Origin of the sequence: Loktanella salsilacus (genome assembly GCF_024206795.1) — a bacterium.
In the GTDB taxonomy this organism is placed as follows: Bacteria; Pseudomonadota; Alphaproteobacteria; order Rhodobacterales; family Rhodobacteraceae; genus Loktanella; species Loktanella salsilacus.
The window spans coordinates 2,782,902-2,805,357 of the sequence record NZ_CP072994.1 but is presented as its reverse complement, the minus strand read 5'-3'; the positions used below and the strand labels follow the sequence as shown (position 1 = coordinate 2,805,357).

Genomic DNA, 22,456 nt, shown 5'->3' with positions numbered 1-22,456 from the left:
CCTAACTTGATTTAAATAGAGCCCCGTGCTGAAAAGCGCGGGGTTTTTCTTTGTGAAAGTATGCGATGCCAGCGCTGATAAAAACGGAACACGTGGGTCGGGTAACTTGGCTTGGCCGCGTCCCGCACCGCAATGCATCTGAGATTGTGGGGGAGCCGATTCAGTCAATGTCCTTGAACTTCGACGGGATGCCGGGCGAATTTCACGCAGGATTAACGCGGCTGTCGTGTAGTCGGGTGACGACGCAATACCCCAAGGGAACTGAAATTCGGAACGTGCGGCAGTTGAGCATTGTGAGCGCTGCCGAACTTGCGATCATCGCGAAGAAACTAGATTTGGACGAGATTGACCCAGCTTGGTTGGGTGCAAGCGTTGTGGTGGACGGCATTGAAGATTTCACGCATGTGCCGCCATCAGCGCGCCTTCAGGGACCAGATGGCGTCACATTAACTGTCGATATGCTGAATCAGCCCTGCCATTTGGTGTCGAAGACGATTGAAGAAGCGCGACCAGGGCATGGTAAGGCTTTTAAAGCTGCTGCCAATGGTCTGCGCGGTGTGACTGCTTGGGTGGAACGGGCGGGAACGTTGACACTTGGTGATACTTTGGTTCTGCATGTCCCAGGCCAAAGGGCATGGCGCGGGTAATTCTTTGGTCGCGACACCATCTGCGAGCGGAGACCATATTCCTTTGCGGGGCGGGCCAGTGTAGGTGAGTAGCGCGCGCCGCGGCTGCGCGTGAATGACGATTTAGGGATTGAACGATGTGCGACGCTGCCCGGGTGTGCCACCCGAATGCGGCCCGCACAGCGTCCTGCGATGGAAAGGCAGCATCAATGACAGCCACGATTATCGACGGAAAGGCCTTTGCTGGCCGGGTTCGGGAAAAAGTCGCAGCGCATGTCGCGCGGCTAAAAGAGGAGCACGGGATTACGCCTGGTTTGGCTGTCGTGCTGGTCGGCGATGATCCCGCATCAGAGGTTTATGTCCGCTCTAAGGGCAAAATGACGAAGGCTGTCGGCATGTTGTCGCTGGAATACCGCCTGCAGGCAGATGCGGCGCAGGATGAAGTGATGCGCGTTGTTGCAGAGTTGAATGCCAATCCTGAAGTGCACGGCATTCTGGTCCAACTGCCGTTGCCGCGGCACATGGACGAGGCAGAGGTTCTTGCGGCGATTGATCCAGCGAAGGATGTGGACGGGTTCCATATTTCGAACGTTGGTCTGTTAGGTACGGGCCAGCGGGCGATGGTGCCCTGTACGCCGCTGGGCTGTCTGATGATGCTGCGCGATCATCATGGTGACCTGACCGGCATGGATGCGGTCGTTATCGGGCGTAGCAATATTGTTGGTAAACCGATGGCTCAATTGCTGTTGGGCGAGAGCTGCACGGTGACGATTGCGCATTCACGAACGCGTAATCTGGCTGACGTGGTGCGCCGTGCGGATATCGTCGTGGCGGCCGTGGGGCGACCCAAGATGGTGCCGGGCGATTGGATCAAGCCGGGGGCGACCGTGATCGACGTGGGTATCAACCGGACCGAGGATGGTTTGGTCGGCGACGTCGATTTCGCGTCGGCGGTAGAGGTCGCTGGCGCGATAACGCCGGTGCCGGGCGGCGTTGGCCCGATGACCATTGCCTGCCTGTTGGCAAACACGGTTACGGCCTGCTGCCGCGCAAACGATTTGGCCGAGCCGGATGGGCTGACGGTTTAACTGGAACGCAGATTGCGCGATGGCCGGTTAAAATAGCGATAACTGATCCGCTAAAAAGGCGGGTCAGCACCGGGTCCGTTGCGCGCAATCCGCCCGTGTATGCGCCATAGGCCGGCAAGATCAGGCGTTTAGCATCGGTTAAAAAGCATGAGCGCGCATTGCCTGCGCCAGGAATCGCGTACTTGGGGTGATAGTGGCCGGATATCTCGAGCTGGGTGTCGCTTGCGATATGGCGAAAGGTCAGGCCGCCGTCCTGATGGATTGAAAGGTGTGTTCCGCCCAATGCCAAGGGACCCGGATCGTGATTCCCTTCGAGCCAGAGCCACTGACGCCCGGCCTGAAGGCTGGTCAGGGTTGTGTCATCCGCGTCTGACAGGCTGTCCGCAGCCATAAGATCGTCGAAACTGTCGCCAAGGCAAAGCACGGTTTTTGGGTCGGTCACGGCAATGTCGTGGCTCAATTTCGCCAAGGTTTCTTGGGTCTCATAGGGCGGCAACATGACACCGGACCGCCGTGCAATGCGGTCGGATTTACCAAGATGCAGGTCGGATACGCAAAGCAACTGCCGATCGGCCCACCATAAAGCACCAGAGGGCAGGGCGGTCAGCCGGTGTTCACCAAATGTAAAGCTATGTGCGTTCATACTTTGTTCTAGAGCGTATTGAGTCGGAGGTGCAAGGATCAGAGTGCAGATAGACCAGCCTCGTCCATTAAGCGGGCGGCCATCTCCTCCATCAGGCGTTCGCGGCCTGCGCCTACGACGGGTACGCGGCCGGGTTCAAGGAGCATAGGTGCTGCAAGAGGGCTCACGCGGGGTAGGATGACGTGATCGACGCGGCCAGACGTGCGGGTCAGCATCTCTTCGATGCGGCCGAAATCGACCAGGCCACGCAGGGACTCTTCTCGGGTCACCTGCATAATAAGATGGTCGGGGTCGTATTTGGCGAGTGTGTCATAAAGGATGTCGGACGAAAACGTTGCTTGGCGGCCTGATTTACGTGCCTGCGGTAGGTTGCGCTGGATGAGGCCAGCGATGGTGGCCGATGCACGAAAGGTGCGTTTCATGACGGCGTTGCCGGCAAGCCAATCGGCGAAGCCATCGTGCAGCGCATCAGGGTTGAACAGCGGTGCGGGGTCATCGACAGGGGTTAATCCCCAGACAAGTGTCGCATAGTCGGTCGAGACAAAGCCAAGGGGATTGAGGTCAAGCTCCTCCATCCGTTTGGTCAGAAGAAGGCCAAGGGTTTGCTGCGCGTTGCGGCCTGCAAATCCGTAGAAACAGGTATGCGCGCGGCCATCGTGCGGAAAGGATTCGACAAGGATGCGGTCGGCTTGCGGAAGCTTTGACCATTCTCGTTGCAGGTGAAGCCATTCGGCGGTGTGCATCGGCAGCTCTGGCCAATCGTCTTCACGGAACATGCGCAAGATGCGTTGGGATAACTGAGTGGAGGTTGCGAATTTCGTGCCCATGAATGTGGCGATCTTGGGTGTCTTATCAGCGCGTCGGGTGACCTCGACCGACATGTCTTTAAGGGATTCGTAGCGGACGATTTGGCCGCCGATCAAAAAAGTATCACCGGGGGTCAGGGTAGCGGCAAAGGATTCCTCGATCTCGCCCAACGGTTTAAATCCGCCGCGCAGGCGAACTTTAAGGGTGTCGGTGTCCTGAATTGTGCCAATGTTCATGCGCAGATCGCGTGTAGCGCGGGGATCGCGCAGGTGCCAAAGGCCATCACGCAGATGAAGTCGCTTCCAGCGATCATAGGCGCGCAGGGCGTAGCCACCGGTGGCACAGAAGTCGAGGCAGGCGTCGAAATCAGCGCGAGCCAGGGTGCTGTAGGCGCCGACGGTGCGGACTTGCTGATAGAGGTCGTCTGCCGAGAACGGTCCAGCGCAGGCGCGGATCAGGATGTGTTGGCATAGGACGTCGCGTGGACCGGGGCCGGGGGGGTCGCCGTCGAGTTCATGGTCGCGGGCGGCTTGCAGGGCGGCAACGCATTCGACGACTTCAAACCGGTTCGCCGGAACCAGAAGCGCCTTGGACGGGGCGTTATAGCGGTGATTTGCTCGGCCGATACGCTGGATCAGGCGTTTAACGTTTTTGGGGGCACCGACTTGGATCACCAGATCAACGTCGCCCCAGTCGATGCCAAGGTCGAGGCTGCCAGTGCAGACGATGGCGCGCAGTGTGCCGGCGACCATCGCGGCCTCGACTCTTTGTCGTTGATCCCGGTCTAGGCTGCCGTGGTGAATGCCGATTGGCAGATCCGTGTCATTCGCGAGCCATAGGTTGTGAAAGAAGATTTCCGCCTGCGCCCGCGTGTTGTGGAAAATGAGCGTGGTTTTGTGTTGTTTGACCTGCTCTAGGACAGCCAGAATTGCATATTTGGCCCCGCCACCAGCCCAGGGGGGCCGTTCCTCGGTCACCAGCATGGAAATGTCAGGGTCGGGGCCGGGATCGGCGTAGAGAATTTCGCAGGGGTCAGGATGGCAGGCGAGGCCGCTGGCAATCCGGGCGGGGTTTTCGACGGTGGCAGAGAGGCCGACGCGGCGCAGGCCGGGGGCCATGGCTTGCACGCGCGACAGGGCTAGCATGAGCTGATCGCCACGTTTCGATTCCGCGAGCGCGTGAATTTCGTCAACGATGACGCGCTGTACACCGGCAAACATCCGGGGCGCGTCCTCGTACGAGGTCAGAAGGGCGAGGCTTTCAGGCGTGGTCAGTAAAATATGCGGGGGATCGGCGCGCTGGCGCTTTTTCTGGGTGGCGCTGGTATCGCCAGTTCGATCCTCGATCCGGATCGGCAGGCCCATGTCAGTGACCGGAGTGGTCAGATTGCGTTTGATATCGGCCGCCAGCGCCTTGAGCGGCGAGACATACAGCGTGTGAAGGCCTTGATGTTGGCCATCTGCGAGTTCGGCCAGCGTTGGCAGAAAGCCCGCGAGCGTTTTGCCGCCGCCCGTCGGTGCAATCAGCAGTAGCGCAGGGGCATCGGCCCGGTCCAGCATGTCCCGCTGATGGGGATGGATGGACCAGCCCCGCGCGGTGAACCAATCGTTAATAATAGGGGGCAATTCCATCCCCCTGATGTGTGGCGGCAGGTGCCCTTGGTCAAGCGATCAGCGGACGATCTCTTCTTCTTTGACGAACATGTTGGCCCAAGCGCGGTCAATCATGTCGGGATTCATTTGATATGGGATCCCCTCAAACTCGCAGATCGAGATCATCTGATCGATCAGGAAGATCGGTTGGTAGTTGGCATAGACGTTGTCGATCTGCGGGTAGAGGTTGTTGAGCAGGTGAACCAACGTGCGTTCGTCCAGCGGCATCTTTTTCTTGCGTGCAACAAGAGCGAAGATTTTCAGGAAGTCGGCCTGCGAAGGTCCGTCAATTTTGATCTTGAAGAAGATACGGCGCAGGGCCGCTTGGTCAAAGATCGCATTGGGGTGAAAGTTCGTGGAAAAGATGACGAGGGTGTCGAATGGCACCTCGAACTTTTCACCCGATTGCAGGGCAAGAATATCTTTGGACTCTTCAAGTGGTACGATCCAGCGGTTGACCAGCGACTGCGGCGGCTCTGCCTGACGGCCAAGGTCGTCCACGATAAAGATGCCCCCCGTCGATTTCATCTGCAGCGGGGCCTGATAGGTCCGTGCAACCGGGTTGTAGACAAGGTCGAGCATCGAGAGCGAAAGTTCGCCCCCGGTGATCACGGTCGGGCGTTCGCAGCGAACATAGCGGGTATCGAACCGACCTGTCGTGCGGCGCAGGGAATTGGGGTCCTGTTCGTCGTCATCGGCGCTGGAGTGCACGATCGGATCGTAGACGGTGATGACCTGACCGGAGTATTCGATGGCGCGGGGCACATAGATTTTGTCCCCCAGAGCGTCGCGAATACCGTTTGAAATTGAAGACTTACCATTGCCCGGCGGGCCATACATCAGGATGGATCGCCCGGAGCTGACAGCAGGGCCAAGGTTGGAAATAAGGGCGGGAGGCAGGATGAGGTGCCCCATCGCGGTGGTCAGTTGGTCGCGTGTAATCTGGATGTTGCGGATCGACTGACGCTTGATCTGTTCGCGGTAGATGTCCAGCGGCACGGGCATTGCACCGTAATATTCCGACTGTTTCAGCGCATCATTGGCCCGGTTACGGCCTGCGTCGGTCAGCTGATAGCCCATTTCAGAGCTGCCAGAGGACGACATGCTGCCCGTCGCCTCGAGTAAGAGCTGGCCGCGGGCCAGATCGACCAATTCCTGCGTGACATTGACGGGCAGACAGACGGCGCGCGCAAGCTGCGTGACCATAGTCAGGTTCATGCGGAACATGGTTTTAACCAAAATGTCGCGCATCATCGGCAGGGGCAGAGCCATACCTTCCAAAGAGCGCGGGCTTGGCGGGGCCATGACCCCAGTGTTTTGCATGTTCAAATGATCGACCCCATCAAAGCAACGCGGGGCGGACCCCCGGTGTTGCCTCTGTATGGTGTCGATTTATGGCTAAAACATGGACAAACGGTTTCACTGCGGCGGCATTTATGGCCGCCGTGGGTCAATATCCGCGGTAAATGACCAGTCCGAGGTAGGCGAGCAGGGTCATTGCCAAGGGAAGGCCCATGGGAAAGCGGCGCCCTGACGTCCAGCTGGCCCAGTCCGGTGCGAGCCGGCGCAGGGGCGTCATGCGCGCGATGCGGTGGATAGCCCAGCCGCCCAGCAGGCACAGCGAAAACAGGTAAAGCAACGGGGCGATGTCACCTGTCGCGATCATCGGTGCGGCGGCGGCGGCGAATTTCGCATCACCCGCGCCGACTGCGCCAACGGCGTTCAGGGCAATGCCGATGATCAACACGACGATCATGTGCACATAGCCCCAAAGATAAGCCTCGAGCGGGAGGGCGAAGTAGCCAAGGACCACGTAGCCTGCAAAAAGCGTCATGACGGCGGCGTTGGTGATCTTCATACGCGATAAATCGGTATAGGCGACCCAGAGGCAGACCGGGATTGCGACGATCATGAACCACCAAGCGGCTGTAGCGGACAATACCATGTGTTAAACCGCTTCCAGGGCGCGCAAGGCGCGGGTGGCTTCTTCGAAGTGCTGCGGGTGCGTGTCGATGGCTTCGCGCAAAAGGCCCTTGCCCGTGGTCACGTCGTTTTGCTTAATCGCGGTCAGCGCCATGGTGTAAAGCAGCTGTGCGCGTTCAATTTGGGTCATTGGCACGACCGGCAGGTCGTATTTGCGCTGCGCGCCGCGTGCCAGGATCAAGTTGTTCTTGGCGGTAAACATTGTGCTGTCTTGGCGCAGGGCGTCGGTGAACAGACGCTCTGCCCCCGGATAATCGCCGCGTGTCAGTTTTGAATAGCCCCAGTTATTCATGGTGTTAGCGGGTGTCGACGTCAGGCCGACGGCGGTTTGGTAAAAGCTATCAGCCTTGGACCACTGTTGTTTGCTGTCGGCGATCATCGCCTCTAGCCGGTAGCGATCAAAGGTTTCGTGGGTCGGGGGGATGGCGTTCAGCGTTGCCGCTGCATCGTCCCAGCTATTTGCGCGAATTTGGGCTTCGGCCATTTCAACCCGGTCATCAAGGTTGGAGTCGGGGTGCGCAATGACAAGCTTCCAAGTCGTCACGCCCTCGTCTGCGCGGCCTGCACGGACCAATGATTGGGCAAGTCCGCGCTGCAGATCGATCCGGTCCGGATTGCCGGCCAAGGCGCCGTTGAAATATTTTACGGCCTCTTCGGGATCGCCAACCGTAAGCATGACGTCGTTCAGGCTCGCGCTTTCGATCGAGTTGAGGTCCTGCATAGCGCGCTGCACTTCGGCATCGCCGTTACGTGTGCCGCAAGCGGACAAGGCCAGCGTTCCGGCCAGACATAGAATAACGGTATGGCGCATTTTTATGCGTCCTTTCCTGCTGCTACCTCAAAGCGGTTCGATGGAGTCGTCATCGGCGCGCCGGACCAGTTCAAAGTTCTGGTTCTCTTGCGCAGGATCGTAAATAACGGCGTCGCGTTTGGATAGTGCCAAGCGCAGGTTCTCTCGGATCTCGTCAGAATTCCCGTTGTCCGTGGCAAATGCGCGACGAAAAATCTCGGCGGCTTCGGCAAATTCGCCTTTTTCCATCAATAATACGCCCAAGTTGTTCCAAGCGGGGGCGAAATCAGGTGCCTCTTCAGCGGCGCGGCGCAGCAGGCCTTCGGCTTGTCCTAAGCGGCCAAGGCGCAGGTTGGCGGACCCAAGCGCGGACAATGTGTCCACGTTAAAGCCCTGCACCACGGCGGCGCGGGAATATGCATCAAGCGCGAGTTCGTATTCCCCGGCGGCCATCAGGCGGTGACCAACGACAAGGTTATCCACCTGCGCCTTGCCGGCGACGCCGGGTGCAAAAACGCCGTCCCCAGACGCAAGCGGGCCGCCTGATGAACAGGCGGCCAGTGCGAGACATATTGCGGCAGCCAAGGCGCTGCGAGGTCGAATCATCGGTTCAGTTTCCGCCCCCCATGGTTTGCGTGATACCGTAGATGGAGGGTCCGATCAGGATGAGCAAAAGCGGCGGCACGGTCAACATCATCGTGGCAAGTGTCATCTTGGTTGGTAGTTTATTTGCAGCTTCTTCGGCACGCATGACACGTTTATCACGCATTTCTGCGGCATAGACCCGCAGCGCATCGGCGATCGAGGTGCCGAATTGTTGGCTTTGGATCAGCACTGTTGTGAAGGACGAGATGTCTTGCACACCGCAGCGTTCCGCCATGTCGCGCAACACAGCCTCTTTCCCTTTGCCGGCCTTCATTTCTTGGCTGACCAGTTCGAATTCAGAAGCCAGATCGGGGAAGCCTGATTTCAACTCTCTTGCGACGCGCAGGATGGACTGGTCCATGGATTGACCAGCTTCAACGCAGACCAGCATCATGTCGAGGCTATCTGGGAAGCCGTATTCGATGGCCTCTTTGCGCGCGGCGACGCGGCGCGTGACCCAGTATTTCGGTAGCATGTAGCCAATAAAGCCCGGAATCAGCAACGTCATCATCATAGACTGCTGCGACACTTCGCCCGTCTGCGTTTTCAGCAGGGCATAGAGGCCGCCAAAGATAAGACCGAAAATACCCAAGGCGAACTGACTGAAGTGAAAGGTTCGGACGGCGTTTTTGGATTTATAGCCGGCCTGCAACAGCGTCAGTCGTGCTGCAGAGTAGGCGACGGCATCCTGCGGTTCCAGAAAGTTGGCGTATTTTTCCAACTTGTCTTTGCTTGTGGGCGCACGCAGGCGTTCGCCGTTGCCGCTTGCCTTGGCGGTGTGGGCGCGGTTGAGGGCTTTGAGTTTGTCTAGTGGATCGACCTGCTTTTTCAGCAGGACAGGCAACGTGACAAGGATCATGATGAGGCCAATAAAGCCCACCAGAATGACGCCGCCAAATGGACCAAGGATGTCGGTTAGCATCGTGTTGATATCGTTGATAATAGACATAATCTGACCTTACACCTTGATGTTCACGAGGGCGCGCATGACGATCAGGTTCAGAACCAGAAAGCCGGTTACGACCAGACAGGCAGGGATGAAAATTGGCTTATCCATCACCTCGTCGAAATAGCCGGGCTGGATCAGGTTGATCACGATCAACGCTAGGATCGGGAAGGCCGAGAGCAATTTGCCGGACCATTTTGCCTCTGACGTGATGGCTTTGACGCGGCGGAACAGGCGGAAGCGGGACCGGATCACTTTGGCCAGACCGTCAAGAATTTCGGCCAAGTTACCACCAGAGGTTTGCTGGATCGTGACGGCGACCGCCAAGAAGCGCAAATCCTGCATATCTAGACGTTCTGCCATGGCCTTCAGCGTTTCACCCATATCGCGGCCATAGGCGGCCTCGTCCGAGATGACGCCCATTTCGGTGCCCAGTGGGTCAGGCAATTCCCTAGCAACAATCTGAACAGCCGAGGAAAATGGGTGGCCGACGCGCAGGGAACGCACCATCAGTTCGACGGCTTCTGGCAGTTGTTCTTCGAACAAGGCCATGCGCTTGTTCGCCTTGCCGCTGATCCACATGAACACACCGCCCACGCCCATACCAACCGCGACGACGGCGCGGGTCGGGGGGGCGACTTCGGTCATCATTGTCAGGCCAAAGAAGGCCATGACGCTGACGCCTGCCATCAGCAGGATGATTTGCGGCGGGGTAAAGGCGATGTTAGCACGCTGCGCCTTGGCAGCCAAAATCGAATAAAGCGGGATGCTTTGCGATTTCATGTGCTGGGTCATCTCCTTGCGGAGCTGTTCCAGAACCTGTTCGCGGTTGCCGCCTTTTTCAAGCAGCTGCAGGCGGCGGTTCACCTTGCCATTCATGGTGATCGATTTGCCAAAAAGCACCAAATAGATGCCCTGCACCACGAAGATCACGGACGCAAAGATCGCAATATAGATAAGCGGTTCGGCGGAAATCATGGTGCGTTACTCCGCAACAAGGGGTTCGAAAATCTGCGGCGGCAAATCGTAGCCCCACAGTTTGAAACGGTCAGAGAAGTGGCTGCGCACGCCGGTGGCCGTGAAGTGACCGATGATCTTATTCTCGGGCGTCAGACCAACACGTTGGAATTTAAAGATTTCCTGCATTGAAATCACGTCGCCTTCCATCCCGGTAATTTCGGTGATGGACGTCATGCGGCGCGAGCCGTCTTGCAGACGCGAGGCCTGCACGATCAGGTTCACAGCGGATGAGATCTGGCTACGCATCGCTTTAATCGGCATTTCAATACCGGCCATAGCGATCATGTTTTCTAGACGGGACACGCCGTCACGCGCAGAGTTGGCGTGGATCGTTGTCATCGATCCGTCGTGGCCCGTGTTCATGGCCTGCAACATGTCGATAACTTCTTCGCCGCGCGTTTCCCCGACGATGATGCGGTCTGGCCGCATCCGCAGGGCGTTTTTCAGACAGTCGCGCTGGCTGACAGCGCCCTTGCCTTCGACGTTGGGCGGACGGCTTTCCATGCGACCCACGTGGATCTGTTGTAGCTGAAGTTCGGCCGTGTCTTCGATCGTCAGGATTCGTTCGTCGTTGTCGATGAAAGACGACAGCGCGTTCAACGTCGTCGTCTTACCCGAACCCGTACCGCCAGAAACGATAATGTTCAGACGGGTTGCGACGGCGGCCTGCAGATAGGCGGCCATTTCTTCGGAAAACGCCCCGAATCGCACCAGGTCATCGATGCCCAGCTTGTCCTTTTTGAACTTACGAATCGACACCAGCGAGCCGTCGACAGCAATCGGACCGACCATCGCGTTGAAACGCGAGCCGTCGGCAAGACGGGCGTCAACGTAGGGGTTACTTTCGTCGACGCGGCGACCCACGGCAGATACGATCTTGTCGATGATCCGCAGCAGGTGCTTTTCGTCTTTAAAGGTGATGTCGGTCAGTTCGAGCTTGCCGTCGCGTTCGACAAAGATCTGCTGTGGGCCGTTCACCAGAATATCGTTGACCGTGTCATCCTTGAGCAGGGTTTCAAGCGGACCCAAGCCCTTCACCTCGAAGAACAGGTCCTGCGACAGGGTGACGCGTTCATCCCGGTTCAGGACGATGCCCATTTCATCAAGCGTTTCGTTCGTGATTGCGTTGATTTCGTTGCGCAAATCATTCTCGCTCGCGTTTTCAAGCGCGGCGAGGTTCAGGTTGTCGAGCAGGGCTTTGTGTAGCTCTAGCTTAATTTCACCCAGTCGTTCCTTGCGCTTTTTATCGCGGTCACCCGGCGCGACTTCTGCCGCGCGGGTGGGCATGGATTTCATCAAGGATTTACGCGGAGCATCCTCGGCCACCAGCGCCGTTACGGCGGACATGGTTGGCTTGGGATTTCCGGGTGCGGGCGTCGCCGCGCCGCCTGGCTTTTTGTACTTCGAGAACATGACGTGCCTTTCCCTTAACCGCGTGCTTCGGCGTGATCGGCCCGATTGACCGCGTGGACAGAGGCCGCGAGTTTCGCGATCTCTTTGCGCATGGTGTTTTTAGGGGCATTCACAGCAAGCGGCGTGCCGTGATCACCGGTTTGCGCGACCTGCTTGCCGCCATCGGGCAACTGAACTTCGACTGAGATTCCAAGGCTTTCGCCCAGCCGTTTGACCCGCGCCTTGCCGGAAAGATCGGTGAAGCCGGGTGCCCGGTTCAGCACAAAGCGCAGCTTTTCAAACGGCAGGCTTTCAGACTGCAGGGCGCGTTTCAGACGCAGAGTGTTCTGCGCTGAACGCATGTCCAGTTCCAACGTCGCGAAATAGATGTGCGCGGCTTCTAGAACGGTCTGCGACCATTCGACCATGACAGAGGGCATATCGATGATGATGTAATCAAAGTTCGTCCGCGCCATTTCCAACATTCGCGAGACATCAGCGCTGGTGATCAGATCCATGGGGATCATGTCCGTCGGCGCGGTCAGCACGTGCAGTTTTTGGTCATAGGACAAAAGCGCCTGCATAAATGAGGTGCTATCCATCGCTTCGGTGTCTGACATCAATTCAAGCACTGCCTCTCGGCGGGGCAGGTCGAGGTAAGTCGAGACCGAGCCGCACTGCAGGTCGAGGTCGAGCAAGCAGACGCGGGGTGGGTTGTCCTTGTCGAGCAGCGACAATTCCCAAGCCAGATTGACTGCGAAAGTCGTGGCCCCGGTGCCGCCTGCCATGCCGTGCACAGCGATCAGCACACCATCATGGGTGCCAGTCGCCTTCAGCTTGTTTTGCAATTCCGGGGCGATGGCGATTTCCGCGGCAGGGGTTAGGACCCGTTCGATTGCGTTGGCCAGCTCGTTTTCCGGCAGCGGATAGGGCACAAATTCGTCGCCGCCTTCGCGCAGCAGCTTGTGTAGCGCGGCGGGGCTGACGTCTTCGGTGATAAGGATGACTTTGATTTCTTGGGTTTTGGCCGCGCTGATGATGGCAGCGATTCGGTCAAGGTTGACTTCATCCTCTGCATCCATCGCGACGGCCAGAAATTGCAATTCAGCCGCGTCAGGTTGGCGCAGAAATGCAAGGGCGTCGTCAAAGCTCAAATCACCCCAGCTTTCGCCAAGGGCTGCTTCCATGTCTTCGATCAACAGATCAAAGATCTGTACATCACGACTGACGGTGCAGGCCACCAGAGCGGGGCTATCGGATTTATGAATTGCATTGCTGCTCATGCCGGACGTCCTCATTCAATTGGGCGCCACACGGGTATATGAGGGATGTCTTAAGGTCCCGTCACGATCACCCGGTGCCTACGTATGTCCTGCATCGTGCAGAACAAGACTGACCCGTTGGATCGGTTTTGACGGTTAATCTTGTCGAGAATGGGACCAAATTCGATTGATTGTGCGTTCAGGCGGCACGATCATGTGAATTTTGAAGCACTGTTGACGCACACCTTGCGGTGCGCGTCACATAACAGTGAGAATATTAGGCGGTTTTGGCGCGTTTTACTGAATAGAGTCCAGCGTCGCCGTCGCAGAAGTCGACAAGGTCGTCGGAGGGACGGCGCTGGCGATATATTCGCGGAAAATGACTTCGGCGTATTTACCGTTCAGCAACATCGGCGCGCCTTTGACGAAGCCAGAAACTTCGGTGACGGTGCGGCGATTCTGTTGTTCGGGCGCTTGTGTTGCGATGACCGGACGGGTTTCGCCGTACGAAACAAGCGCTTCTAGACGCGAACGGCTGATGCCTTGGGTCGACAAAAAGTTGACGACCGCATTGGCGCGCGCCAAGCCGAGGCGTTTGTTGTAGGACGCGCTGCCGACCAGGTCGGTGTGCCCGTAAACATTGAAACGGATTTCCGGGAATTGCCGAATCCAATTGGCCTGTGTGATCAGAACCGCCTGCGCGGCTGAGTCCAACTGGCTGGAATTGAACGCGAATGTGACCGTCGTGTCGACCTCGGCTGCAAAGCGCTGGCCCAATTGGACTGTTGCCTCGCCGGGGTTGGTCATTGCTTGATGGTTCGCAGCGGTGGCCGCACCAAAGTCGGCAGCAACCCCGGCAGCGCCAGCAGGCAAAGCGGCATCGTTGTGGAAACCGGCCTCTTGGGCGCAGCCCATCAAGGTCAGGGCGGCGGCGGTAACTGTTAGCAGAGTCTTCATCATACCGCCCCTATCATTCCATCACATAGCCGTAGGACCCGCTAAAGTCCTGACGTGCTACTTCACCCGCGCCGCCCGATTTGGGGGCGTTTGATGCCGCCACACGGCCGAACAGGAACAGGTCCTTTTCGGATGGCGGTTGCACACGGTCTGTCGGCAAAGCCAAGGCTTGCCCACGGGTTGGTGTCACCAAATGCGGGGTGACGATAATCACCAGCTCGGTCTGTTCGCGGCTGTATTCGACGCTGCGGAACAGGGCACCCAAAACGGGCACGTCGCCCAGCCATGGCACCTGACCTTTAAGATCGGTGAAATCATCAGACAGCAAACCGGCGATGGCAAAGCTTTCGCCGTCGCGCATTTCAACTGTGGTCGATGTTTCGCGGCGCTTGAAGGCGTTGATGGTAAAGCCGTTTGCGGTAAAGCCGTTGGCCGTATCGATCGACGACACTGCTGCCTTTAGTTCCAAGTTGATGATGTCGCCATCAACAACCCGGGGTGTGAAGGTCATTTCCACGCCAAAGGGTTTATATTCAACCGAAATTTCACCGTTGTCTTGTGTCACGGGCACGGGATATTCACCGCCGGCCAAGAACTTAGCCTCTTGCCCTGAGAGCGCGGTCAAGTTCGGCTCTGCCAAGCTACGGACCACGCCGCGCGCTTCCAAAGCTTCTAGCAGAATGCCGACTTCAAGTCCGCCAGCGTTAAAGCCAAACAAGAAAGCGCCGTTATTCGCATTCGTGGTGGGGGTGGACCCGCTAAAAGTATTGCTCACTGCGCCAGAGCTGACAAGCGAACCAGTGCCGCCAGTTGTGCCAAGGTTGCCGTTCAGCGCGGTGCCCTGTGCTGCAATCGATGATGCCAGCGATTTGCTAACACTGCGCTGCATTTCGGCAAAACGGACCTTCAGCATGACCTGCTGGGTGCCGCCGACGCTCATAAGGTTGGACACCCGGTCAGGGGCATAACGCTCAGCAAGTTCCAACGCGCGATCAAGCCGCGCAGTGCTGGTGACAGTACCGGACAAGACGATACCGTTGTTCGCTGTGCGGACCTCGATCGGCTCTCCTGGCAGGATCTGCTCCAGCCGTTCTTTGAATTCCGCGATGTCAGGGGTGACCTGCACCTCGACGTTGCTGATCAGGCGGCCGTCTGGCCCCAAAATCGTCATCGTCGTGCGCCCTGGTTCCTTGCCCAGCAAATAGATGCTGCGGTCCGACAAAGACGAAATGTCGGCGATACCAGGGTTTGCGATGGAAATTTCCGCAAAGGGTTCGTCGCTTTCAACCACGATCGCACGGTTCATGGGCACTGCCAAAGGGGCAGACGCCGAACCGCGCACAACACGCAGTGTCTCCGCAGACGTTGTCATTGGAATGCTGGCCATCGCCAGCGAAAGGCTCGCAAGTGCGGCCTTCATGAATCTGTCATAGCTCATTGTGACCTGCCTCTCCGATCACGCCTCAGCGGAAATTATTTTCCGTCATTAGGGCTACCATGACCGGACCGCATGATTATTGCAAGAATCAATGGTTTGCAGGTCGGACTTGCTGTGGATAAAGCGCAACAGCTAGCCATTTTTTGTATGTCTGCTTGGCTCTGCGGACATAGAAAAGGCGCCGGGGACGTGGCCCCGGCGCCTTGTATTGGCTGCCATCAGTTTGTGCAGGCGATTTCCATCTGCACTTTTTCGGTGCCGCGGCGGACAGTCGTGTAGCAAGTCTGCGGGGCAGGGGCGACTTCGACGGGGGCTTCTGCAACGACGACGGGGGCTTCTGGCGGCTCTGGCAAGGTGATTGCCTGATCGCCATCGGGCACGACATTCAACGCAGAGTCCGATCCGACGAGCGAGAGGCTGAGCTTGCCTTCGGACTGGGCCTGCGCAAGGCGGGCCACGTCAGAGGGGCTGACCTGAACAGTCACCGTGCGCGGGATGACGGTTTGGGTGCTGTTGCGGTCGGTGCTTTGATCAATCGCGATCAGCTCAATCGACGATCCGATCAAGAATGTTTCATCCTGCCGTGCGGTCGGGCCGACCAAGCCGGTCCAGTAGATGTCGACTCGGTTTCCGGGGCGCAGAAAGCCTGACACGCCAGTTCCGGCATCAACATAGATGGTAAAAGCACGCATCATGGGGCGCAGTGTCTGCGTGATGCTGGCGATCTGGCCTTGCGGGGTCACTTTGGACGAAAGAACAATTTCGTTTGCGTCCATCGACACGAGTACCGATCGGCTGATGTCCATGCCTTCGGGGAATAGGTCCTCTTTGGTTGCAAAAGAGCCTTCGGGAAGGAAGTCTTTGGCGTAACGGACCGCTATCAGGTCGTCGGGCATGATGGTGTCGCCAAAGGCCTTTGCGGAGTTGACCGCCAGTACTTCGACAGTTTCGACAATTTGAGCCGCGCGTTGGCGTTCTGCAATCAACGCAGATTCTGTATCGGCAACATAGCCTTTGACCATGTAGACGGCGAATCCTGCGAGCGCCATTCCCAGCACCAGCACTAATCCAAATACTGTACGCATGATTTATCCTTTCGTGGTGGCCGTAAAATCGACGGAGTGGGGCAGCAGGGGCCGACGCGTCGTGGCTAAAATATTAAGGTTCGGTGGCTGCGATGACGTCTGCGATGTTATCTGCTTTTGCCAGCGCTGACGGCTTGATGGCGACGGCGATGATCAGGCCAAGGCCCACAGTTGCAGCTGTAAGTACGACCCAATCTACGGTGATCGCGCCGTCTTCGGCTGCAATGAAATTTTTCAAAAATCTTGTCATGTCCAAGTTCTCCGATCTGGTGGCGACATCTTTGCATCGCAGGGTATTACGGCAAACTTGCGGCGGGGCCGTGGTGCTTTCGTGCCCAGCACAACAAAAAAAGCCGCGCCATATTGGCGCGGCTTTCAGTAGCGTTGGAGCTACTATTATGGAGTGGTGGTGCCGGCAACAGCCTGGATGTCAGTAACGATCAGGGCAGTCTTGGCGATTGCCGCGTTACGGACAGTCGTGCCGACCAGCAGGCCCAGAGCAACGATGGCAGCGGTCAGAACGACCCAGTCAACAGTCACAGCACCGTCTTCGTCGTTGCGGAAGTTTTTGATAAAGTTCAACATGTTAATTCCCTCCTCAGGGTATCGCTAGTGTTATAGTATCCCTTGCCGGATTATCGCGACCGGCCTCTTGTTTGGCCGCTCCCCGTCTTGGATGAGTTATATTTGCCCTGTGATTGCGTCTGAAATTAGGCCCGTTTCGCACTATTTTGGACGAGACTTAATAAAGAGCAATAAAACTCCTAAGTATCTGAATTAATGTGTGAATTTTATTCATTTACTACATTTTCGTTAATTTTTGCGTTGCGCGTTTGCGTCGAATACTGGCGAAAATGCCTTATTGTTCACGTCAAAGTAGCAATCATGCTGTGAACCTGCGACTCTCGGCGCAAAAGAAGCGTCGAGCAGGACGGATAAATTATGAAAATCTTTACGGTGGGCTGTCTTGTGGTAGCCGGGCTGATGATGGGCGTCGCAGAATTGCGGGCTGAAAGCCGATTGCAGCCTGATTTTACCTTTAAAAGGGTCGGGGTGCCTAAGTCGGGCGGATCGCGGATTACTGTTCAGGTCGATCCTAACGCGGCCCCTGCGACAATGTTTGCGCCAAAGCCCGAACAGACCGCTGCGGCTGTTATGACGCCGGACGGTGCTATCGCCCGTGTGCCGCAGTCCTCGGGGCTGGATTGGTTCTGGTCCACGATCTCTCCTGCTTTGGCGGACAGTGGGCCGGGGCGTTTGCACGACGCGCTTGCGGTGATCGCCCAGCCGCCAGAGGGAAAGTCGGTGCCGGCCCCGCGCTTGCAGACATTGCAGGACATCGCGGCGCTACATGGGATCGAGATTCTGAAGGCGACCGTCGGCACAAAGGTCAGTCCGGCGTTAGTGCTTGCTTTGATCAGTGTGGAAAGCGCGGGGAATGCGCAGGCGGTTAGCGGGGCAGGGGCGCAGGGATTGATGCAACTGATGCCCGACACCGCCGCGCGTTTTAGCGTGACGGATAGCCTGTCGCCCGCACAGAACATTAAAGGCGGCGTGGCCTATTTGGATTGGTTGATGAACAAGTTCGATGGCGACCCGATTTTGGTGCTGGCGGGATACAATGCTGGCGAAGGGTCGGTGCGCGACAACAAAGGCGTGCCGCCCTTCGCGGAAACCCGCGGCTATGTGCCCAAGGTGCTAGCCGCTTTTGCCGTGGCAAAGGGCCTGTGCCTGACACCGCCAGAACTGGTCAGCGACGGCTGTGTGTTCGCGGTCAACAGGTCGTAATTGGTAGGCGGGCCAATCTGGCCCGCCCGTTTTGATTAGTCGACGATTGTGGCTTCGGTTGCAGCGCGCAATTCGTCCATCGTCACGTCCGTCGCGCATTCGACGATCCGCAAGCCGCCTTCGACGACATCCAGCACACCAAGGTTCGTGATGATCCGGTCCACGACGGCAGCGCCCGTCAGCGGCAGAGTGCAGGCCTTCAAGACTTTTGATTCGCCGTGCTTGTTGGCGTGATCCATGACGACAACGACGCGCTGCACGCCGGCGACAAGGTCCATCGCGCCGCCCATGCCTTTGATCAGCTTGCCGGGAATCATCCAGTTCGCCAGATCGCCATTCTCGGCGACTTCCATCGCGCCAAGAATCGCCATCGCGATCTTGCCGCCGCGGATCATGCCAAAGGACGTCGCAGAATCGAAGAACGAGGTCTGCGGCAGTTCGGTAATCGTCTGTTTACCCGCATTGATCAGGTCGGCGTCTTCTTCGCCTTCAATCGGGAAAGCGCCCATGCCAAGCATGCCGTTTTCCGATTGCAACGTCACCTCGATCCCGTCGGGGATATAGTTGCTGACCAGCGTCGGGATACCGATGCCAAGGTTTACGTACCAGCCGTCCTGCAATTCTTGTGCAGCGCGGGCCGCCATTTGGTTGCGGTCCCAGCCCTTTTGCGTCCCAGCCATTATGCAGACTCCTTCTTGCGTGTCGTGCGCTGTTCGATCCGCTTTTCGTGCTCGCCTTGAATAATGCGATGCACATAGACGCCGGGCAGGTGGATGCTGTCGGGCTCTAGGCTGCCTGTGGGCACGATCTCTTCGACTTCGACCACGCAGACCTTGCCGCACATGGCGGCGGGTGGGTTAAAGTTGCGGGCAGTCTTGCGGAACACAAGGTTGCCGGTCGCGTCCGCTTTCCAAGCCTTCACGATTGCCAGATCCGCGACGATGCCGCGTTCCATGATATAGGTCTGGCCGTCGAAGTCCTTGTGCTCTTTCCCCTCGGCGATCTGGGTGCCGACGCCGGTCTTGGTGTAAAAGCCGGGAATGCCGCAGCCGCCAGCGCGCATCCGTTCGGCTAGCGTGCCTTGCGGATTGAATTCGACCTCTAGTTCCCCAGCCAGATATTGACGCATGAACTCGGCGTTCTCGCCCACGTAAGAAGAGATCATCTTCTTAACCTGCTTAGTTTGCAGCAGGATGCCGATCCCGAAGTCATCGACGCCAGCATTGTTGGACGCAAAGGTCAGACCCTTGACGCCTGAGTCCTTGATCGCGCCCAGCAGAAGTTCGGGGATGCCACACAGGCCAAAGCCTCCGGCGGCGATTAGCATGTCATCGGTCAGCAGACCGTCCAACGCCTCGGCGGCAGAGCCATAGACTTTCTTCATCTCGCACCCTCAAAATTCAATTGCCCGGCGAACCTGCTAGGCGCGCCGGGCAATGTCAATCTGATGCGGGCCTCTGAAGCCTATTCCAAAACGTCGCCGTCATCGTCGTCTGGCGCTGGCTTGGCTTTTGGCGCAGCTTTTTTCGCAGCAGGCTTTTTGGTCGCCGTCTTAGTTGCAGTCTTCGCCGCTGTCTTTGCAGCAGGTTTCTTTGCGGCCGTTTTCGCGGCTGGTTTTTTGGCAGCGGCCTTTTTCGGAGCAGCCTTCTTTTTGGCCCCCGGTTTTGGTTTGCCAGATTTCGCAGCCCGTTCGTCCAACAGGTCCACCGCCTGCGCCAGCGTCAAATCCTCTGGCGTGATCGTGTCAGGGATCGTGGCGTTCAGCTTATCCCATTTCACGTAGGGCCCGTATTTGCCGTCATAGATATTAACCGGACCGCCAGCGGCCGGGTGTTCGCCCAACTCTCTCAACGCGACGGCTGCCTTGCCGCGGCTGCCGCGGCTGGCGACTTTTTCGGCCAATAGCTGCACCGCGTGGTTCATGCCAACGGTCCAGACGTCGTCCAACCCTTCGAGGTTGGCATTGGTGCCACCCCGGTCAGATGTCGTGTCAGCGTGTTTCAAATACGGACCATAGCGCCCGATGTTTGCCCAAACGTTAATGCCGTCTTCGGGGTGTGTTCCAATGAGGCGGGGCAGGGCGAGCAGGCGCACGGCCTCTTCTAGGCTAACCTCTTCAGGCTCCCACGCAGCAGGCACAGATTGACGCGGCGGCTTCGGCACCTCCTCTGTCGCGGCACCGCGCTGTGCGAAGGGGCCAAAGCGGCCTTTGAAGATGCGGATCTCTTCGCCTTGATCCTCGCCCAGTAGCTTGCCGTCAGGGGGAATTGCAGACTTTTCCGCCTCTGGATCGGGGGGGCCGAAGGGCCGGGTGTAGCGGCATTCAGGGTAATTCGAACAGCCGATGAATGCGCCGCCGGACCGGGCTGTGCGCATCGAAAGGCGGCCCGCGCCGCAGTTGGGGCAAAGGCGTGGATCGGTGCCATCGCCGGGATCGGGGAAAAGGTGCGGTTCCAGCACCTCGTTGATTTTGTCCAGCACTTCGCCGATGCGCAGATCGGCGGTCTCGGCAATAGCCGCAGAAAAGTCGCGCCAGAACCGTTCGAGCAGCTTTTTATAGTCGCCTTCTCCGGCGCTTACCTTGTCGAGCTGATCTTCTAGGTCGGCTGTAAAGTCGTATTCAACGTAGCGGTGGAAATAGTTCGACAGGAACGCTGTCACCAGCCGCCCTTTATCCTGCGGAATCAGGCGGTTCTTGTCTTTTTCGACATAGCCGCGATCCTGAATCGTCGTGACTATGCTGGCATAGGTGGACGGGCGGCCGATGCCGAGCTCTTCCATGCGCTTGACCAGCGTCGCTTCGGTATAGCGGGGCGGGGGAAGGGTGAAATGTTGTTCACTATCAACCGATTGCTTTTTGGCAACCTCGCCCTGTTCGATCTGCGGCAGACGCTTGTCGTCTTCGTCCGTGCTGTCGTCGCGGCCTTCCTCGTAGACACGCAGGAAGCCGTCGAACAGCATGACCTGACCGTTGGCACGCAGCATGACTTGCCCATCCTTGCTGCCCACATCCACGGTCGTGCGTTCCATACGCGCCGCTTCCATTTGGCTGGCCAGCGTGCGCTTCCAGATCAGATCATACAGCTTGCGCTGATCGGCATCCTTGATCTCTGCCTGTGAGGCGTCGACCATCATATCCGTCGGGCGGATACATTCGTGCGCCTCTTGCGCGTTCTTCGCCTTGTTTTTGTAGATGCGAGCGTCCTTGGGGACGTAATTGTCGCCAAACTTCGCCTTGATCGCGTCGCGCGCACCGGTCACCGCTTCTGGTGCCATGTCGATGCCGTCGGTCCGCATATACGTGATGAATCCGGCTTCATACAGGCGCTGTGCAACGCTCATGCACTGCTTTGCGCCCATGCCGAATTTACGGCTAGCTTCCTGCTGCAGGGTCGAGGTCATGAAGGGTGGGCTGGGGTTGCGGCTGGCGGGCTTCGCCTCCACGCTTTGGACGGACAGATCGCGCGAGGTGATCGCCTGCACAGCCATTTCGGCCTGCGTTGCGTTACCCAGATCGAATTTATCAAGTTTTTTGCCGCCAAGAACCGTCAGGCGCGCCTCGTAATTTGCGCCGCGGGGGTTTTCCAAAACCGCGCGGACGGTCCAATATTCCTGATTGCGAAAGGCTTCGATTTCCATCTCGCGTTCGACGATCAAACGTAGGCAGACCGACTGAACCCGGCCTGCGGATTTCGCGCCGGGCAGTTTGCGCCACAACACAGGCGACAGGTTGAAGCCGACCAGATAATCCAGCGCGCGGCGCGCCAAATAGGCATCCACCAGCGGTTGGTCGACTTGGCGGGGATTTTTCATCGCCTCGGTTACGGCGGATTTTGTGATCGCGTTAAAGACGACGCGGCTGGCAGATTGAATTTTCAGCCCGCGCTTGTTCTGCAACTCTTCTTGCAGGTGCCACGAAATCGCCTCGCCCTCTCTGTCGGGGTCGGTTGCGAGGATCAGGTGCGGGTCTTCTTTCAGCGCATCGACGATGGCCTTGAGGTGCTTTTTGGAATCGCTCGCGACCTCCCACAGCATGGTAAAGTCTTCGTCCGGTAGGACCGAGCCGTTCTTTGGCGGCAGGTCGCGGACGTGGCCGTAGGATGCCAGCACCGTGAAATCCTGCCCCAAATACTTGTTGATCGTCTTGGCTTTCGCCGGGGATTCGACAACGACAACTGGCATGGAAAACCTTGCTTTTACTAGAGGGCACACTGGCCGCGCAACATGGTCGGCTTGTCCCTAAGTTGTCAATCCGGCGGCGTAGCGCCAGTGCCAAACCGCTTGATGCGCCTTACTGCATTGAAATTAATGATAAACAAATTTTCCGGCGGGTC

The 22,456-nt window shown here is 57.9% G+C and carries 21 protein-coding genes; 3 read left to right on the top strand and 18 right to left on the bottom strand.

Annotation, left to right across the window (positions count from 1 at the left end; translation table 11 throughout):
- Positions 1–65 precede the first annotated feature (65 nt).
- Together KBW81_RS13560 and folD are read left to right on the top strand one after the other, a co-directional pair.
- A complete protein-coding gene (locus KBW81_RS13560) occupies positions 66–647 on the top strand; it encodes an MOSC domain-containing protein (protein WP_254247534.1) in 582 nt (193 codons plus the stop codon).
- A gap of 188 nt (positions 648–835) precedes the next feature.
- Positions 836–1,714: a bifunctional methylenetetrahydrofolate dehydrogenase/methenyltetrahydrofolate cyclohydrolase FolD gene (gene folD / locus KBW81_RS13555; RefSeq protein ID WP_090185691.1), complete on the top strand. Its 879-nt coding sequence runs from the start codon at positions 836–838 to the stop codon at positions 1,712–1,714.
- Here the strand turns inward: folD and pdeM are convergent.
- The 15 genes from pdeM to KBW81_RS13480 form a co-directional block, all read right to left on the bottom strand.
- Positions 1,659–2,357 (bottom strand): ligase-associated DNA damage response endonuclease PdeM, encoded by a 699-nt coding sequence (gene pdeM, locus KBW81_RS13550; protein ID WP_254247533.1) that lies wholly within the window; start codon positions 2,355–2,357, stop codon positions 1,659–1,661. The genes folD and pdeM overlap by 56 nt on opposite strands.
- 38 nt (positions 2,358–2,395) lie before the next feature.
- On the bottom strand, positions 2,396–4,795 hold the full coding sequence (locus tag KBW81_RS13545; RefSeq protein WP_254247532.1) for a ligase-associated DNA damage response DEXH box helicase: 2,400 nt from the start codon (positions 4,793–4,795) through the stop codon (positions 2,396–2,398).
- A gap of 39 nt (positions 4,796–4,834) precedes the next feature.
- The gene (locus KBW81_RS13540) at positions 4,835–6,145 is read right to left on the bottom strand and encodes an ATPase (RefSeq protein ID WP_090185700.1); all 1,311 of its coding nucleotides are present in this window, start codon (positions 6,143–6,145) and stop codon (positions 4,835–4,837) included.
- Between the two features lie 121 nt (positions 6,146–6,266).
- Positions 6,267–6,761 carry a prepilin peptidase gene (locus KBW81_RS13535; protein WP_254247531.1) on the bottom strand — a complete coding sequence of 165 codons (495 nt, stop codon included), beginning with the start codon at positions 6,759–6,761 and terminating at the stop codon, positions 6,267–6,269.
- Between the two features lie 3 nt (positions 6,762–6,764).
- On the bottom strand, positions 6,765–7,610 hold the full coding sequence (locus KBW81_RS13530; RefSeq protein WP_254247530.1) for a tetratricopeptide repeat protein: 846 nt from the start codon (positions 7,608–7,610) through the stop codon (positions 6,765–6,767).
- A 27-nt stretch (positions 7,611–7,637) separates the two neighbouring features.
- On the bottom strand, positions 7,638–8,195 hold the full coding sequence (locus KBW81_RS13525) for a tetratricopeptide repeat protein (protein ID WP_090185708.1): 558 nt from the start codon (positions 8,193–8,195) through the stop codon (positions 7,638–7,640).
- Between the two features lie 4 nt (positions 8,196–8,199).
- Positions 8,200–9,183 carry a type II secretion system F family protein gene (locus KBW81_RS13520; RefSeq protein WP_090185709.1) on the bottom strand — a complete coding sequence of 328 codons (984 nt, stop codon included), beginning with the start codon at positions 9,181–9,183 and terminating at the stop codon, positions 8,200–8,202.
- 9 nt (positions 9,184–9,192) lie between these two features.
- Positions 9,193–10,158: a type II secretion system F family protein gene (locus KBW81_RS13515; RefSeq protein WP_090185712.1), complete on the bottom strand. Its 966-nt coding sequence runs from the start codon at positions 10,156–10,158 to the stop codon at positions 9,193–9,195.
- Positions 10,159–10,164: 6 nt separating this feature from the next.
- Positions 10,165–11,613: a CpaF family protein gene (locus tag KBW81_RS13510; protein ID WP_090185715.1), complete on the bottom strand. Its 1,449-nt coding sequence runs from the start codon at positions 11,611–11,613 to the stop codon at positions 10,165–10,167.
- A gap of 14 nt (positions 11,614–11,627) precedes the next feature.
- Positions 11,628–12,875, bottom strand: coding sequence for an AAA family ATPase (locus tag KBW81_RS13505; protein WP_254247529.1), 1,248 nt, complete (start codon positions 12,873–12,875; stop codon positions 11,628–11,630).
- 276 nt (positions 12,876–13,151) lie between these two features.
- On the bottom strand, positions 13,152–13,811 hold the full coding sequence (locus KBW81_RS13500) for an OmpA family protein (protein WP_254249067.1): 660 nt from the start codon (positions 13,809–13,811) through the stop codon (positions 13,152–13,154).
- Between the two features lie 13 nt (positions 13,812–13,824).
- Positions 13,825–15,249 carry a type II and III secretion system protein family protein gene (locus tag KBW81_RS13495; protein ID WP_254247528.1) on the bottom strand — a complete coding sequence of 475 codons (1,425 nt, stop codon included), beginning with the start codon at positions 15,247–15,249 and terminating at the stop codon, positions 13,825–13,827.
- A gap of 218 nt (positions 15,250–15,467) precedes the next feature.
- Entirely contained in the window at positions 15,468–16,334 is an 867-nt protein-coding gene (cpaB, locus tag KBW81_RS13490; protein WP_090185723.1) for a Flp pilus assembly protein CpaB, read from the bottom strand.
- A gap of 73 nt (positions 16,335–16,407) precedes the next feature.
- Positions 16,408–16,572 carry a hypothetical protein gene (locus KBW81_RS13485; protein ID WP_175499140.1) on the bottom strand — a complete coding sequence of 55 codons (165 nt, stop codon included), beginning with the start codon at positions 16,570–16,572 and terminating at the stop codon, positions 16,408–16,410.
- Positions 16,573–16,730: 158 nt separating this feature from the next.
- The gene (locus KBW81_RS13480; RefSeq protein ID WP_090185725.1) at positions 16,731–16,919 is read right to left on the bottom strand and encodes a Flp family type IVb pilin; all 189 of its coding nucleotides are present in this window, start codon (positions 16,917–16,919) and stop codon (positions 16,731–16,733) included.
- Positions 16,920–17,276: 357 nt separating this feature from the next.
- On the opposite strand from KBW81_RS13480, the gene KBW81_RS13475 reads away from it, so the two are divergent.
- Positions 17,277–18,122, top strand: a complete 846-nt coding sequence (locus KBW81_RS13475; protein WP_090185728.1) for a lytic transglycosylase domain-containing protein — start codon at positions 17,277–17,279, stop codon at positions 18,120–18,122.
- A gap of 35 nt (positions 18,123–18,157) precedes the next feature.
- Here KBW81_RS13475 and KBW81_RS13470 read toward each other — a convergent pair whose 3' ends face one another.
- The 3 genes from KBW81_RS13470 to topA form a co-directional block, all read right to left on the bottom strand.
- On the bottom strand, positions 18,158–18,802 hold the full coding sequence (locus KBW81_RS13470; RefSeq protein WP_254247527.1) for a 3-oxoacid CoA-transferase subunit B: 645 nt from the start codon (positions 18,800–18,802) through the stop codon (positions 18,158–18,160).
- Entirely contained in the window at positions 18,802–19,506 is a 705-nt protein-coding gene (locus KBW81_RS13465; RefSeq protein ID WP_090185732.1) for a CoA transferase subunit A, read from the bottom strand. Before KBW81_RS13465 ends, KBW81_RS13470 begins: the two co-directional genes overlap by 1 nt.
- Before the next feature lie 80 nt (positions 19,507–19,586).
- On the bottom strand, positions 19,587–22,304 hold the full coding sequence (gene topA / locus KBW81_RS13460) for a type I DNA topoisomerase (protein ID WP_254247526.1): 2,718 nt from the start codon (positions 22,302–22,304) through the stop codon (positions 19,587–19,589).
- Positions 22,305–22,456 lie beyond the last annotated feature (152 nt).